17 protein-coding genes and 2 pseudogenes are annotated in these 15,823 nt (G+C 41.9%); 6 read left to right on the top strand and 13 right to left on the bottom strand.

What is annotated here, in order from left to right; all coding sequences use genetic code 11:
- Positions 1-33 precede the first annotated feature (33 nt).
- The 3 genes and pseudogenes from TY10_RS32420 to TY10_RS01645 all read right to left on the bottom strand — a co-directional run bounded on the left by TY10_RS32420 (position 34) and on the right by TY10_RS01645 (position 1,216).
- On the bottom strand, positions 34-126 hold the full coding sequence (locus TY10_RS32420) for an excalibur calcium-binding domain-containing protein (protein WP_238327400.1): 93 nt from the start codon (positions 124-126) through the stop codon (positions 34-36).
- Positions 127-219: 93 nt separating this feature from the next.
- Positions 220-538 (bottom strand): annotated as a pseudogene (locus TY10_RS32415) (NucA/NucB deoxyribonuclease domain-containing protein); the annotation flags it as partial.
- 198 nt (positions 539-736) lie between these two features.
- Positions 737-1,216 carry a DUF5348 domain-containing protein gene (locus TY10_RS01645; RefSeq protein ID WP_052350284.1) on the bottom strand — a complete coding sequence of 160 codons (480 nt, stop codon included), beginning with the start codon at positions 1,214-1,216 and terminating at the stop codon, positions 737-739.
- A gap of 151 nt (positions 1,217-1,367) precedes the next feature.
- Between TY10_RS01645 and TY10_RS01640 the strand changes: the two genes are divergently transcribed.
- From TY10_RS01640 to TY10_RS01620, 5 genes are all read left to right on the top strand, one after another.
- Positions 1,368-1,565, top strand: coding sequence for a hypothetical protein (locus TY10_RS01640; RefSeq protein WP_042159898.1), 198 nt, complete (start codon positions 1,368-1,370; stop codon positions 1,563-1,565).
- 822 nt (positions 1,566-2,387) lie between these two features.
- On the top strand, positions 2,388-3,617 hold the full coding sequence (locus tag TY10_RS01635; RefSeq protein WP_042159893.1) for a Kelch repeat-containing protein: 1,230 nt from the start codon (positions 2,388-2,390) through the stop codon (positions 3,615-3,617).
- 113 nt (positions 3,618-3,730) lie between these two features.
- Positions 3,731-3,889 carry a hypothetical protein gene (locus tag TY10_RS01630; RefSeq protein ID WP_042159891.1) on the top strand — a complete coding sequence of 53 codons (159 nt, stop codon included), beginning with the start codon at positions 3,731-3,733 and terminating at the stop codon, positions 3,887-3,889.
- A gap of 173 nt (positions 3,890-4,062) precedes the next feature.
- On the top strand, positions 4,063-4,353 hold the full coding sequence (locus TY10_RS01625) for a hypothetical protein (RefSeq protein ID WP_042159890.1): 291 nt from the start codon (positions 4,063-4,065) through the stop codon (positions 4,351-4,353).
- 232 nt (positions 4,354-4,585) lie between these two features.
- Positions 4,586-5,536: an S-layer homology domain-containing protein gene (locus TY10_RS01620; protein WP_063510416.1), complete on the top strand. Its 951-nt coding sequence runs from the start codon at positions 4,586-4,588 to the stop codon at positions 5,534-5,536.
- 72 nt (positions 5,537-5,608) lie between these two features.
- Here TY10_RS01620 and TY10_RS01615 read toward each other — a convergent pair.
- The 4 genes and pseudogenes from TY10_RS01615 to TY10_RS01600 all read right to left on the bottom strand — a co-directional run bounded on the left by TY10_RS01615 (position 5,609) and on the right by TY10_RS01600 (position 8,332).
- Positions 5,609-6,275, bottom strand: a pseudogene (locus TY10_RS01615) (uracil-DNA glycosylase).
- A 12-nt stretch (positions 6,276-6,287) separates the two neighbouring features.
- Entirely contained in the window at positions 6,288-6,980 is a 693-nt protein-coding gene (gene rnhA / locus TY10_RS01610; RefSeq protein ID WP_042159887.1) for a ribonuclease H, read from the bottom strand.
- A gap of 141 nt (positions 6,981-7,121) precedes the next feature.
- Positions 7,122-7,733, bottom strand: a complete 612-nt coding sequence (locus TY10_RS01605; protein ID WP_042159885.1) for a histidine phosphatase family protein — start codon at positions 7,731-7,733, stop codon at positions 7,122-7,124.
- A 47-nt stretch (positions 7,734-7,780) separates the two neighbouring features.
- Entirely contained in the window at positions 7,781-8,332 is a 552-nt protein-coding gene (locus TY10_RS01600) for a methylated-DNA--[protein]-cysteine S-methyltransferase (protein ID WP_042159883.1), read from the bottom strand.
- A gap of 296 nt (positions 8,333-8,628) precedes the next feature.
- On the opposite strand from TY10_RS01600, the gene TY10_RS01595 reads away from it, so the two are divergent.
- Positions 8,629-9,945: a GHKL domain-containing protein gene (locus tag TY10_RS01595; RefSeq protein WP_042159882.1), complete on the top strand. Its 1,317-nt coding sequence runs from the start codon at positions 8,629-8,631 to the stop codon at positions 9,943-9,945.
- A gap of 59 nt (positions 9,946-10,004) precedes the next feature.
- Here TY10_RS01595 and TY10_RS01590 read toward each other — a convergent pair whose 3' ends face one another.
- From TY10_RS01590 to TY10_RS01565, 6 genes are all read right to left on the bottom strand, one after another.
- On the bottom strand, positions 10,005-10,307 hold the full coding sequence (locus TY10_RS01590) for a hypothetical protein (RefSeq protein ID WP_052350283.1): 303 nt from the start codon (positions 10,305-10,307) through the stop codon (positions 10,005-10,007).
- 2 nt (positions 10,308-10,309) lie between these two features.
- On the bottom strand, positions 10,310-10,513 hold the full coding sequence (locus TY10_RS01585; RefSeq protein WP_042159923.1) for a helix-turn-helix transcriptional regulator: 204 nt from the start codon (positions 10,511-10,513) through the stop codon (positions 10,310-10,312).
- A gap of 674 nt (positions 10,514-11,187) precedes the next feature.
- Complete coding sequence (locus TY10_RS01580) at positions 11,188-12,171, bottom strand: restriction endonuclease (RefSeq protein ID WP_042159880.1); 984 nt, start codon at positions 12,169-12,171, stop codon at positions 11,188-11,190.
- Between the two features lie 17 nt (positions 12,172-12,188).
- Positions 12,189-14,129 (bottom strand): hypothetical protein, encoded by a 1,941-nt coding sequence (locus tag TY10_RS01575; protein WP_042159878.1) that lies wholly within the window; start codon positions 14,127-14,129, stop codon positions 12,189-12,191.
- On the bottom strand, positions 14,126-14,929 hold the full coding sequence (locus TY10_RS01570; protein WP_042159876.1) for a PP2C family serine/threonine-protein phosphatase: 804 nt from the start codon (positions 14,927-14,929) through the stop codon (positions 14,126-14,128). Before TY10_RS01570 ends, TY10_RS01575 begins: the two co-directional genes overlap by 4 nt.
- A complete protein-coding gene (locus TY10_RS01565) occupies positions 14,930-15,601 on the bottom strand; it encodes a vWA domain-containing protein (RefSeq protein WP_042159874.1) in 672 nt (223 codons plus the stop codon).
- Between the last annotated feature and the right edge of the window lie 222 nt (positions 15,602-15,823).

Genomic DNA, 15,823 nt, shown 5'->3' with positions numbered 1-15,823 from the left:
CATCTGCCTTTTTTAATAGATTCACTCATAAAATCACTCGCATGCAACGCCACCCCCATCTCGATCAAGCTTCGAACTGTATCCTGGTTCACCTTTATGTAAAGGTGCCTTGCCGGCTTCTTTCACCTCACTGCAATTCTTGAAAATTGTAGGAGCAGTGGCCGCAGCTGGTGGAGACTGCTGAATAACCTCTGTTTTTTCTTCATGTGTCTTTCCGCCTTCAATAACAAATAAAACCCTTGTACCGTCGTTGTACTCTTCCAAATGGTTTCCAACCCACGATCCAGCACCTCTGTTATCGGAAGGATCGATGTATTTTATATCCGCGCCAGCTCCACCTTCAGCACACATGGCCATGGGAAATTCGTCACTATCAAAGCCGGATTTCGTAGGAATACCCTCTAATGATTGCTTGCGATTCTCATCAGCTTCAGCTCGCTCAATCGTGCATACAGGGATTCGCCGTTTTCTATTGCTTCCTGAATGTGTGTAGCTGTTTCAGGATACCTTCAACAGGGAAATTAATAATGACATCATAATCATAAGGAGATACTTGAATAGGTGCAGCTTTGAGTATTGGCGCTTCAGTTGCAGAATAACTGACTTTCTTGACTTCAAACCAAACATATGGATTTTCCCCTTCATGAATCCTGTTAGATTTTATAGGAGTTATCAAAGGACAAATTTATGTAAAGGGGAGATGTACGCTCCCTCGAGGCGGGACTCCGCGACGCCATCACGGCGTTTCGTCCGCTTCCGCTGCGGACTCATCAGGCGGTTTATCACCATATTTTCCGTTCACCCGAAGCCCACTTAATTTTAAATCAGGATGGCTTACAATGTAATAGTCATTTCCATTATGTTCGATCCGTGATGAGACCCATACACTTACATTGTCATCATAGACTCGAAGAAATTCGATGCCGTACCCTGAAGTATAAACATAGCCTTGTTTCTTTAATTCGTAGCATCCGGAACTGTTCTTGCTTAATTTACCTTCGGCTATAACTGGAGCGTTCATGATTCTTAGAGTTTCGACAACCTCACTCATTCTTTCACCCATCATAATAAACATATTCAAAGTAAACATTTCATCCGGGTTGTTTCGATCAAAGTACTCCGGCCAATCACCATTTTGCAATGTAGCAATTTTGTCAACTAACCGATTCATACTTGGCAGCAATCTGCCTAATTCACTCTTGATCTCTTCTTCCACCGATCAACACCTCCATTTGAATTCATATCGCCTTGTTTTGAATTCATTATATCGCAAAACGAATTCATAGTCAATACTTTTGAGTTCTATTTATTGATATTTGAACTCATAATCTGATACAATGAATTCAAATAAGGAAAGAGGGGAAAAGATGGCGGAACGTAGAACTGTAGCCAACTTGTACGAGGATACAAGGGAATTACTCAATGAGGTGAAAAGTACTTATGATTTTAAAAGCGATGACCAAGCAATAAAGTATATGTGTAACGTGCTGCTGAAAGACAAAAAGTTTGACATAGTGCGCGACTATATAGAACACAAAAAAGCAAAGCCAGGAACTGGAGAGTAATCATCCAACCCTGACTTTGCTTTTTTAGTTACGTCATTTAGTAACCCTCCCAAATCCCTCAATAAAACCGAAGGATACAGTAGGATATTTGTTGAGAAATTGGTGCGAAATGTTAAATAATGTCTGGAAACATAAGGTCATTTGATTTGTTAAATTGTTCATTAAAAGCTCGTACTATCAAGGGATTGGGGCATCCTAGGCCACGTCGGGAAATGGTGGCCTGAATCTTGACAGGGTAGGGGTCATGGGTTCGATCCCCATCCGTCCTACCATAATAGACATTCCAAACCCTTGTGCAGCAAGGGTTTTTCTTTTGTGTACATTTAAATGATTCAATTAAAATTAGTGACATTGATTCACTTCTATCAATCTTGCAGATCATGCTATAATCCCAAAGAGAGGTGATATCATTGAGCGGTTTCATCATCGTTGTCATTATTTTTGCAGTGTTATTCGGCTTTTTCAAAAAGAAGAAGTGATTTTTTTCTTCAAAACTGAGATCCTCTACCCAACCAAAAATATCCTTCTTATCATTGCCTTCTAAGGCTGGTAGGAATGAAGAATCTTTTCAACGTCCTTTTCATCAAATTCCACCTTTGCCCGCCTCCGGTTTCCGCAGGCGTTTTTGTTTTTTATAAGTCTAAATGATTCCACTTAGAATGATTAAATTCTACTATCTGAAAATCAATATTGATGATTACCTTTTATCATTTATTTTTTATTAATACTTGATTTATCCATTTAAACATAACAAAACCTTAATTATAACGTTTATTTAATTGCATTATCAGTCTATAATCCTTAGTGTTATTTAGTTAAGATATGTATATTACATATAAGGGGCTGATTAGTCTGAAGTTTAATAAATTTATTATTGGATTAGTTGCATTAATTCTAGCAGTTACACTTTTTGCTGAAACTACAAATGCAAGCTCATCTTGGGTATCTAAAGTGAACAAACCACAAGCCGCGTTTGATCTTGGTTCAGCAGTATTTAACGGAAAAATATATACATTCGGGGGAGTAAATAAATCAGCAGTAGAAACTTATGATCCTAGCTCTGATACTTGGGAAACTAAATCGACTATGCCTTACCAGTTTGCTAGAGGTGCTTCAGTTGTTGTCGGATCTAAAGTTTACTTTGTCGGGAATCAATTAACACGTAGTTTAATGTATGATTCATTAACTGACTCATGGCAAATAAAAGCAAGCATGCCGAGCTACCGCTTCTGGTTATCTGCTGCTTCTGCAGGTGGTAAAATCTATGCTTTCGGCGGGACAACGGATACGAGAGATTCGTTGAATTCAGTTGTTATGTATGATCCAGAAACGGATATCTGGGTATCAAAGAATGCAATGCCAACCGTAAGATTTGGATCTAGTGCCATTACGTATAAAGGAAAAATATATGTTATTGGAGGACACAACGGTGCAAATAAAACTAATGTAGTTGAGGTCTATGACCCCGTAACAGATTCGTGGACAACTAAAGCAAATATGCCAACGCCGAGATCACATTTGACTCTTACGTTCTTTGGAAACAAAATTTATGCAATCGGTGGTGCTACCAGAGAAGTTAATAACAATTCTGGATTTACCGATGTTGTAGAAATCTATGACCCAGAAACAGATACATGGGTCACAGGTCCCGCTATGCCAAGCCCAAGAGGACAACATGTAACTGAAGTTGTGGGAAATAACATTTATGTAATCGGGGGATTTCTTAATACTGAATTAAACTCCGTCATAACCCTTGGACTAGGAGAAACTACACCTGACCCTGGTAATCCTAATCCTGAACAGCCGGTAGCCGATCGGGCATTATTAACTATCTATATTTCAGGAGGACAAATTAAGGAATATGATTTAACCATAAATGAACTAAATGATTTTATAGCGTGGTATGATTCTAAAGATGCTGGCAGTGGTTCAGCAAAGTATAAATTCACCAAAACATGGAACAAGGGACCTTTTACAGTCCGTACTGAATATGTAATATTCGATAAGATCCTTTCATTTGATGTAGATGAATATAATGCAACTGAGAAATGACGACCACTAACGTATTAACCAGACAGAACACCTATTCAGTCCAATGAATGAAATCCGCTCTTTTGTAGCATAACTACCTTGTCTTGCCAAACTATGCCTAAGGAGTGTTGAAAATGCGCGAAGGCTTGATACCTGCCGTTCTTGGAACCGTAGTTACAGCTTCTGGTGCTTCATTGCTCAAAAGCAAGTATAAGCTTATTGGAACCGGTATTCTCGGCTTTGGTCTGGCCCATATTGTACTGGGTGCGATTGATTTAGTCGAGCATCGCTAAGCTTGGCAAGATCCCGAGAAGGAGGAGGCGTTCAGCCTCCTTCTTTTTTTTGCGAGCAGTAAACCATGTCGATAAATAATCTAATTTCAGACCCAAATTATGACAAATATTATGTGAGCCTTCTGATACAATAATCTCCATGCTGTCTCAACCATGTATAGGAGAGTGAAAAAATGAAAGTAATAGAGAACGAACATTTCACCAGCGAAACGATCGCGTTTGACGGATTCCATTTTATCGGGTGCACCTTTACGAACTGTGTTATCATCATTACGACTTTAAACTTTGATTTCAATAGATGCTCCTTTTACGATTCCGCGCTTCACGTCAATCCGAAGCTGCCGGTATTTGAAATATCGCACCGCCTGTCCCAGTCCGCTTACGACAGCGACACGACCTGCTTCCGGGACGATTACAAATATCCAAGAACGACTGTTGATCTGCCGGCCGCAACCCTGAACTAATCAAGCTTGACTTCAGACTACAATTATTCAATTTCTGGTTACAAGCCCGCTTCAATGGTAAAATTAAACGGTAACAGCCCGATTTTCGGGACTATGTTACCGTTTTTATTTTTATTATACTTGCTGCAACATTGCAGCCGCCAACCCCGTCAAACTTTATGCTATAGCAAATTCTAGAAGAGATGAGATGATCCCATGAGAAAAAAACCGTTAAATCGTAATAGCGTTGACGATGCTGCTCGTATTCTCTCTAAGTCAATCGGTATGGGCTTTCAGTGATACAAAGAACAATGCAAATGAAACCAAGATCGAAGCACTTCAGAAAAAAGGCATTATCAGCGGAGAAAAAGACGGCAAGTTCAATCCCAATGGCAAGCTGACTTACGCTGCAGGCATTTCGATGATTGTAAAAGGTCTGGGGCTGAACATCGACAACATCCGTTTTATTAAAGCGCCTAAGGTAACCGACCATTTCAAAAATCTCAAAGATGACGCCTGGTACTCTGATGCAGTTATTATCGCCCAATACAATGGACTCGATATCCCTGTCGATGTTAAAGCAGATGACGAAATGACTCGTGAACAATTCGCGCATCATTTGTTTAAAGCGATCATAACGAAAGGCGATTTCGCCTTTATCGAGCTGCACCAAGTATTGAATGATGAGAAGAGCGTCAATGCAGATTACATGGACAGTATTCAAAAGCTGCTCAATCTGAAAATCGCCAGCTTGGATGCGAAACAAAATTTCAATCCGAAAACGGCAATTACTCGTGGAGAAGCAGCAGCTTGGCTGTATGATGCCATACAGTTCGTGCAAAACACGCCTCCGGTAACAGATCCGAAGCCACATGTGGAATACAAGCTAACGACTGAGAAAGTCAATGCCGACATCGCAAAGGTGACCGTCAGCGCACAGCTTCCTCACCCTGGCTATGGACTCAAAATCGTCTCCATCTCCTTTGAAGGAGATCAAGCATTTATTCATATTCAAGTAACAGACCCGGCTCCGGATAAAATGTATCCGCAAGTCGTAACGGAAGCAAAAGTATCGACTTATATCGACGCGAAGCTGAAGCCTGTTCTGTCTACACTGGATCAGCCGATTGATGGTTCTACTGGTTTTCCAATCGAAGAAGGCGGCTCTGCAAGCGGCTCGACCGGTTTCCCTATCTCCGGATAAAACAACAAAGCGCCACTCCTCCTACTATAGGAAGAGCGGCGCTTTTTATTTTTCATATCAAATGATTGTACCTTATTCAATCGTCCAGTTGACTTCCTCGCTGCCAATGGTGCGAAGATGCTCATTAGCTTTAGAGAATGGCTTGCTGCCGAAAAATCCTTTCCTCGCGGCCAGAGGACTCGGATGTACCGTAGCGATAACCGGATGCTTGTCCGTATTTATGAATGATGCCTTATCCTGTGCATGTTTGCCCCATAGAATGAACACTACCGGCCGTTCCCGCTCGTTGAGCAAGGTGATGATCCGGTCCGTAAAGGACTCCCAGCCCGCTTTCTTATGCGAATTAGGCTGTCCCTCTTCTACGGATAGAACGGTATTGAGCAGCAGAACGCCCTGCTTGGCCCAAGAAAGCAGCGAGCCATGCGATGGAATCGGACAACCGATATCGTCATGCAGCTCTTTATAGATGTTGCGAAGCGACGGCGGGATTGCCACCCCTGGCTTAACAGAAAAGCTTAGTCCTTGCGCCTGCCCTTCCCCGTGATACGGATCTTGGCCGAGAATGACTACCTTCGTCTCTGCTAGTGAAGTATATTGCAGCGCTGTAAACAGCTCAGAACGTTCGGGATATACATTGGCCAATGCATAACGCTCATTCAAAAAAGGTCTCCAGCTTCTTATAATAAGGCTGCTCCTGTTCGGTCTTCAGCAGCTCTGCCCAATCATTGTTCAATTCCATGCTGCTCGCCTCCTATTTCCTTCCGAAATCGGCGCGGATTTCTCCCCACTCTTCCGTGTTCCACTTCACGACTTGATTGCTGTACGTATTCGAACGGAGCCAATCCAGCGCCCAGTCCGCAAGCTCCCAGATCCTCTTCGTCGATTCATCACGCGTCAGCGAGGAAGCGACCTTCTTGTTGCGCAGCCATGCTAGTGCGGTTCTGGAGTCGCTGTAGATCGTTTGGCTGCTCCCCTGCTTCTTGAGATAATCCAGCGCGTGAACGACAGCGATGAATTCACCCAGGTTGTTCGTACCATTCGGAATAGGCCCCACATAGAACAAAATATCGCCCGTCTGCGTGTCAACGCCTTTATACTCTACAGGACCCGGATTGCCCCGTGTGCCCACGTCTACGGAGATGCTGTCATAATCGATTTCCAGTGCGGCACGTGGTACAGCTGCAGAGCTTTTGCTTGCCACAGTCGCTGACGGCTTTCCTTTCGCCGCAGACGCGCTGCTGCCCCCCGACTTGCTTGCTGAGCCGCCTTTTCCCCAATAGCCCTTCCAGCCCTCCTTGAACGCCTGATCAGCCTGCGCCTTGGACTCGAACGACTTATATTTCGCATCAGGATAACCGTTGACCTGCTCCTGGCATTCCTTCCACGTTCCGTATACGCCTGTCTTTTTCCCTACCCATACGACATAATATTTGCTTGCTGCCATCACTCACACCCCTTTTTTGCGGCAATAAAAATCCCCCTTCAACGCTCGCCCTGAAGGAGGATATAGTTCATCATTATGTACCCTTGCTCTGATCTCATTATAGCAGACGGGAGAGGGCAGTTCCAGCAATCCTAGATTCAGTCATTGATAATGGCTGATATCTCCGTGCAATACAATCTTCGCCACATTATCGGCAATGTCGATTCGGGAAAGGCTGGTCGGATGAATCTCGGGCGGGCTCCAGAGCTGCGCCATTTCCTTGCCTTCGAAATAAACCATGAGCATCTTAATAATGACGGTATGCGTTACAATAAGGATCGATTGCCCTGCATGATTAGTTAGAATGTCTTGTAACTTATTAATAACTCTAGCTTGCATCCCAGCGTATGTCTCGCTGCTTTCGATTTCAAACATATCAGGGTTGTTCCAGAAATGATCCCATTGCTCCGGGTATTCCGTCTGAACTTCTGACTGCAGCCGCCCCTCCCAAATACCAAATCCCATTTCGATAAAAGCTTCTGAGATTTCGAGAGGAATCTCTCTATCACCGCGTACAATCTGGGCGGTTTGTAATGCTCTCGGACTGGAGCTTGCATAAATCACATCTATAGGGACAGAATCCATTGCACTTCTTAACCATTCCGCTTGCTGCTTGCCAAGATCGGTTAATGGGGAATCTTTGAAACCTTGCATGCGGTGAACGACATTCCATTCCGTCTCTCCGTGCCTAGCTAAGTATAGTTTAGTGTCCATGTCAAAAGCCTCCATCTGTGCTCAATATTCGACACATCCATTATACCTTAAAAAAGGAATCTGGAATAACCGCCGTCCTCCACACCTTGAATGCCTTCCAGATCAAGCAGCTTACGCTTCATCTCCAGTCCGCCGCGGAAGCCTGTCAGCTTCCGGTTTGCACCGATAATCCGATGACAGGGCAAGAGAACTGGAATCGGATTGGCGCCATTGGCCGCCCCAACAGCACGCACTGCCTGCGGCCTGCCGATTGCAGCTGCAATTTCACCATATGTTCTCGTTTCCCCATAAGGCACGCGCCCCAGCTCATTCCACACCTGCTGCTGGAACGATGTGCCGATCAGATCGAGCGGGATATTGGAGATCGCGGGCTGCTCCCCTGCAAAATAAGCCTGCAGCCATTCGCCGATCCCTGTCGCCTTAATCGCATCCGCGTCTTGTCTCGGTTCCGCATCAGGTATTATACGCTGCATCCAGCTTCGAAAATCTTCAAGCCCCTCATGCGGAAAAATGATGCGGCATACTCCGCGTTCAGTAGCCAGCAGCAGCCACTCGCGGCCTTCTATGTTGAGCTTGTCCCACGCCAAAGTTTTTCTCATTATGCGATCGCCTTCCCTGTATGAATCTTGATGTTATTATAGCATGAGGAGGGTTACCGTTCACTTCTTGACAAAGGTCCATATGAGGAAGTAGTATGCTTAGAGCAAATAGGAAAGAATCATAAATTTTTCAAAAACTACAAACAGCATCAAATAAACAAATAGATTGGATAAATACAGAGTTCTAATATGATAAAATACAAATGTATACAAATATTTTAGCTTACATTTTCAAATCCAGTTATTATAATAGTATTTATCGTCAACGTAATTTGTTTTTTACAGAAAGGAAATTTATGTTGAAGCTCAAAGGAATGTATCCCAATAAACGTATCCTTATATTTATACTTATCTCTTTTATCATACTCAGCATTTTAACCAGTTCAAAGATATTAATCTCCTATTACTCAACTGAACAATCAGCACGAATTGCTCTTGCGAAGCAATATCTCGCCATTGCTGAAACAATAGCTAATGGTCTGGACAAAGAAGGTTATCAACAATTCTTATTAACCCAAACTAAAGATGATGAGAATTTCACAAAAACAAAACGATACCTGGAAGAATATCGAAGCCGTATAAATGCGTTATACGTTTACGTTTTATTATTGGATGACAGTGATGTCTCGAAAACAATGGTTGCAGCAGTGCCTAGTGTCCTGCAGGAATTACCTATTGGCGCACCATGTACAGTTCCTGCTGCTCAAGTTTCTCAAGCAAAGAAGGGGCAGAATTATTTTACAAGTATTATTAAAGGAGAACGCGATGAAGCCTATTTCTCAGTCGGTGTACCGTTTTACGATGAGAATGGTGAGATATTAGGTGTTATCGGAATTGATATTGATGCCAAAGACTTAGAGCTAGTCAGCCTTCAGGTTATAAAAAGCAGCGAAATCACCTTTGCCATTGATGTCTTATTTGCAATTGCTCTTATCACGGTTGTTTTCTTTTTAAATAAATGGTACAGACTTCGTTTAAAGCAGGACTTAAAGGATTCAGAAAAAATATTTATTGTAGAGCTTGGTAATATCGTAGCTACCTTAAAATCAAGCAGACATGACTTAATGAACCATTTACAAGTTCTGAACGGTTTAATGCAATTGAAGCTGTATGATAAAACAAGCGACTATTTAAAACAAATTACACTGGATTCAAAAGCGATGGATTTATCATTACAAGTAAAGAACCCCATTCTAATGGTTCTATTCCAGAGCAAGTGGGAGCTGGCTCAATCAAAAAATATACGGATTCAATTTGAGATCGACCAAAGTAATTTTAATCGAATCGAGTCAATGGATCTGGTTAAGATCATCTCCAACCTTTTAGATAATGCTATTGAGGCTGCCGATATCTACGAGGGCTCACAGCCTAAGTTAATTCGTATTATCTGCAAAACGGTTGGTTCAAAGTATACGTTTTCGATTGAAAATCCTACACTGCTTTCTGTAAAGGAGCAAAAGAATTTATTCCAAATTGGATATACAACTAAGGGGAATGGTGACGGGGTACGGGGCAACGGGTTATCGATTATAAAAAGAACCGTTGAAAAATATCATGGTGATATCAATGTCCATTATGAGCAAGAGATCATTTTAATCCAGATTACAATATAAACGAAAACCTCCTGCGACAACTGATCTAGTCAGATACGTCGAAGGAGGTTTTTCAATTTCTAATACCTCTTATTATAGAAAAAGAAAGAGAGACTCCAGCCCCCTAATTGAAGAAATAGAAGGGTACCTAGTGCAGCTGGGACAGAAAGCTTCACGCCTAATGCATATAAAATAAATATAGAATAGATTGATGCTAATGTAATAATCCAGGAACTGCTATGTGACTTCGCTACAATAGCTTTTAAACGTTCATCGATCCCTCTGTTTTTAGCTGCTTTTTTAATTCCCCACCATACACCAATGACCCCACAAAAAGCACCGGCAAGTATACCTGCCAAGCCAACAATCTGATCCATATTCATGACTACTCACTTCCTTCCTCAAAGATAAACACATCTTCAATTGTGCAACGAAATGTTTTAGCAATCTTATATGCTAGTTCCAATGATGGATTGTACCGTCCGCTTTCAATGGAGATGATCGTTTGCCGAGAAACTCCAACTTGCTCAGACAAGTTTTCCTGCGTCCATCCATTTGAAGCCCTTAATTCCTTTAATCGATGCTTCATGCTCTCCCTGCCCTTCATGTAAAGCAACCTTTACGTAAAGGATACTTTACATTGAAATATATGTCAAGGGACCTTTACTTCCACTCCTTTGTTGGAAGCTAATTCTTCAAAATCCTATCTATCCAGAACTGAAATCAAAAAGTTTAACACGGTATAGTTAGTTAAAAATAAAAAAAGCTGCTTCATCATGTACGTCGATCGTAAATGATGAAGCAGCCTTTTCACTATGAATGCCTTCTCAATAACTTGTTAAAATTCTGAAATCCGCCACGATCATCGCGCTTACTTTGGCGTATACTCTCTAACTGCTCGATCGTAACACCCCATCCTGTCATGCAGCAGCTTTTTCACTCTGGTTCATCACATTAGCAACGAAAAGACCTCCTTCGACAACTGAGCTAGTCAGATAAGTCAAAGGAGGTCTTTTACTTTCATTCGATTCCTGTATACTTTATTCAACTACACAGGAATATGTTTTTACTGCAAGTATGTTCATCGTAAAAACCAATAAGTTCAAGGTTTTTTTAGAGGACGGGAATCGAACCGCATAATAACTAGCTCACGACGTTTTGAGGGGTGTTCCGAAGTCACAGGATCTTTTCATAGCCACAGTAGTACCAGATTCAGTGTGCTGGCATTACATTCAAATTCAATACTCCAAATGTAACTGTATTCTATGAAGGAACATATATCCGCTTTAATGGTATTAATGCTTGTTTATCAACTGGCATCTTATCATACCAGTCATTTAACAACTCAACTAAACCTGATAAGTCTACTAACTTGACTCCATTATGTACAGCTGACGTTTTAGCTGCGGATGTAAATCCACCTGTTGATACAAACAAACTGCTAGCTCCATGTGGATTGGCACCCAGAAGCTGTTGAACTTCGGGACCACCACTCGCTGTGTAACGATGTTTCACCTGTACCTTTATGATTGGTTTTTCAAAACCGAAGGCATCTTTATGCGCCAAGATATCAACTCCACCGTCTGGCCCCTTAGGACTGACTGTCACTTGGTATCCCATTGCTTGAAGCAATCCTGCCACTAAGTCCTGCATCTGCCATGGATCAAGGCGATCTACAAGATCCTCAATCATTGTTTTTGATCGTTCAATGAAATCCTGATAATTTACTTCTTCTGTTTCTTCAGGTGTAACATCTATTGGCTGAACAGTTACTCCACCAAGTATATCTAGTAGTTCTTGTCCCCAATCATCAACTCTGAATACGGTCAAGATCCCTCCCAAGGAGTTTTTAGCTCCTTGCGACAGTGAATCCCTAGATACCTTTTTCGACTCCCATGAAACCGAAATAACATTCGGATAATAAGGATCAACTATATCTGGTCGATACTGATGAGTTTGAGTTACTGTTCCTATCAAATACTCTCTCGTTTCTTTTGAATAGGTAATGACTCTGTCATGGATCTCTATTTCACGATAGAACCGCCAAACTTGACCAGCCCACGATAATCGAGTGCCAGGTTTTTCTTCAGCATATACAGAGTGAGACCTATCTATTAGCTTGTCTCTCGATGAAAACTTCTTAGGATCACCTAAATCAGCCCAACCAATAGAAGCTACCTGCTTAAGCTGCCATTTTGGAATCAATTCATTATTATCCCCTGCACGTACCATCCACCATTTGCTCACAGATTACCTCTCCTTAATTAAAGATGCTGTACATTGCAAATACCTTGAGCAAGATCCTTCGCCGCCTGCTCTACTTCGGACCAAAGCGCACTGCGTTTAACCTTTATTTGATTTCCTATTTGCAACAATTGATTAGGTCCAGCTAATAACTCCTGCTCCAACTTTTTTCTCTGAGCAGCAATATCTCGATCTAGATTAACTATATCAGATTGAGGCACCCCTTGTTTGGGGTTGAATAGAAAGCTTCTTTCGATACCGTTCCTCCAATCCATTAGCTTTTTTGTATACGTAGGACCGAATCCTGGCACTTGACGAACAGAATGAGTAGTAATATCTAATGCAGTTTCGATTCCGAAAGCCTCCAAAGTAGCCTTACGACTTTGGCCAATACCGTCGATCCTCGCATCATCTATCCTATAGCGTTGCAAGAAGGAACGAAGTTGTGCTTTCTGCTGATTAAGTCCCAGTTGTTTTAACTTTTCCGCTCTTAACTGACTTAAACTTTCATACTCTTGCTTAGCTTTATCTAGTCTTCCCTTCTTCTGTTTAAACTGCTCATCACTAGCCTCTTTACGCCAACGATTAGAGATATCGTCCCAACGCTGCTGAGCCTCATTCCTCTTTTTAATCCACTCCTGCTTGTTAAGCGAATTGTCAGACCGATAGATAACCGATGTTACTATCCCAGTGACTAACATGGTAATAAACCAAGTATCAGGAAAGGTCAGTAATGTTATGAATCCGATAACCAACGGAATAGCGGTAAGCCCTTTTCGTAGTTTAGACCTTTTAGACTGTTTTAAAAGCAAAGGGTCGGGTGTCACTACTATTGATGATGGAGTTGGCAATACGATCGACGTACCAGGTTCAGAAACACAAAGTATCTGTTTCCATATTCGAGACAAATCAAAGGAGCTTATGGCTTGTGATCTCGTGAAGATCGTAGCATGAAAAAGGACTGCCCCTGTTTTATTTTCAAGCTCGCACCAAGGGCAACTCTTATTCACTTTGGAGAATACATGTCCTTCCTTGTGACTACATTTCTGCAAACTGTTTGAAAGTCCTTCGAGGGCATATATCCATTCTTCAGGCTTAGGACGTGCATTATCTTTGAATCCGTCGATAGAAAACGCTCTCTCAAATAGCCCTGCTAGCTGAAAGGGAATATTCCCCATATTGAGTGTTCCCGGTGGGGGTTGCATCATCTTGGCTTGAGCTGAGTTACTGTAAGCGAACCTATACTCTTTAATTGCCTTTTCAATTGGCATTTCTCCAGGACCTAAGTAGCGTCCGGCAAATGGATGTCTACCCATGAACAACAGAAGAAAAATGAATAGAGCTAACCCAAAGTTATCATGGTTCTGAGTCCTTATTATATCTCTAAAAGAAGTGACTTCTTGTAATTCCGGAGGCTGATACATTGGAATACCGACCTCGCATTTAAAAAGTTTACTAGGAGTGCCAATTTGAAAACTGTCACAATCTAAAAGCGTAACCATTGCTCGATCTGATACATAAAAGTTACCATGGTTTATATCACCAATTACATGCCCATTCTCATGTATAGTTGCAAAAGCTCGTGCCATGTTTGCAGCTGTATGAACAAGAAAAGAGTAGGTTGCATTTGTAAATTCAAGCAATCTCGTCTTTGGTCCATACAGCTTATGGATTTCTTTCCCTATCAGTCTAGGCATAAGAAATCCGATAATTTGACCTTTAGAATCTCTTAATATATCCGTAGGCCAAGTTGTAAACTTAAACAAAGAATCAGACTTCAGATTTACCATTGTTCGGATCTTGTCTTGTTTATCATTGGCTATAGCATGATGATATATTTTAGCAACGGAATTAGGATTTGCCCTTATCGCGAAGACACTTCCCTCTCCACCTTTGCCGAGCTCGCCATCCAGATAAACAACTTTACCTGCTCCATCAATTGCACTAGTTACCACTCTCATTGTCTGGTGTTACTAGAAGGTGTATCTTGCCTTCTCGTTGCCAGTATTAAGCTTTTGTCATCGTCTGTCCTGTTATTAACTTGTTCGGACTCCAGAAAGGCCTTAAGAGAACTCATAAACTTGATGGAATTCGCTTCTGGTTGATCTCGAAGCGCTTGAAAAAAGGGACGAAAAAAGGGACTATGCGCACTTTGGGATTGATAGTGAAGAGCAAGTCTCTGTAACCCATCTGTAAATAGGGCCACTTCAGAACAGACTCTTCCGGCTAGCATACTAAACTCGAGCTTTTCACTAGCGTTAATCTGAGTAGCAAAGAAGGTTGTATTTTCATATTCTCCTTGCTGAGGCCAGAACTGCCAGCTATAGATATCTTCTTCTTCGGGACTATTCGTTACTATCGCCCCATCGCCAATCTGGGCGAATACAGCGCACGAATCATCAATTACCACTGATAGAAAGGTGCAGGCAAACTCCCTAGAAGATAACGACATTGCATCTGCCCTTATCTTTACTTCGTACTGGAAGCGTGAGATCCAGTCCACATAAAACTCGCGATCTAGTCCCTGAATGCGATTACCCGTTTCAAGATAAGCGGTAATCTCATCAAGAAACAGAGAGCAGGCAAGCTCCGAACCAACTTCGGAATGTGTTGCACTACCCGCTCCGTCTGAAACAACAGCTACTAATACTTCATTCCCTTTGTTTGTTCTAATGACTTGGCAAATAGAGAAGTCCTGGCAAGGTTTTTCACTTTTTTCATGGGAAGTGCCTCGTACTGAAGCACTCGCGTATTTCCACACTTAAATCACGCCCCACCCATCAGGAGAAGCAGGGTTCTCAAGTTTAACCTGATCTCCAGGAGTAGAATGAGAGACAGAGCTTAGTGAGTTAGACAACCAGGAAAATAGTTCTCTAAACTTAAGTCCTTTTAATTTCAGCGGGTCTCTGACTGAAATTTGTCTAAGAGTGTTCATATCCGCATCCTCCACGCCTACAGCAAAAAACATAAATGATTTAGATGCTTCGCCTTCCTTTACTAGATCCGCGGCTCGTTGCCAATCATCAGTTGGCGCTCCATCAGTAATCAGAAAAATCCAAGGTCTGTAGTAAGATACTCCATTCTGCTTATATACTTCTTTACGGTACTTTAACATTTCTAGCCCTTGCTCAATTGCGCTTCCCATTGGGGTATTATTATCAGCTACCAACATCGGAGGATAAAATATATCTGGAGTTTGAAAGTCAGCTACAACCTGTACTGGTCCAAAACTTACGATTGCCAATTCCACTCTTTTTGCTGCCATTGCATCGGAAATAAGTTCTTCCTTGAAAGCTACAAGGCCATTGTTAAGCTCATTGATTGGATTTCCACTCATCGAATACGAAGTATCTAGCAACAAAATGCAAGGACACCTGGGTTCTGGATTTTCCGCAAACTCAGCAGCAAAAGGGATTTGATCAAAATTCGACATATGTACAACCTCTCCTCAGTACAAGATGTTTACTCGGTAATAGCCTTATCACGATGCCTAATCTCATTTCTCATTTTCAATAACCGTGCATAGACATAACCTAGCTATATAACTCATAAAAAAACGGTGGAGTGTTATGTAGATTCTATTCAACACAATAGTTTATCAAAGGAAAATTCACGAACAAATAAATGTCTCCTGTGAACCAAACTCTTTATTTTG

The sequence above is a fragment of the Paenibacillus gorillae genome, from assembly GCF_000513275.1.
GTDB lineage: Bacteria > Bacillota > Bacilli > Paenibacillales > Paenibacillaceae > Pristimantibacillus > Pristimantibacillus gorillae.
The sequence above is the reverse complement of the archived record's forward strand: the minus strand, read 5'-3'. Positions and strand labels throughout refer to the sequence as shown.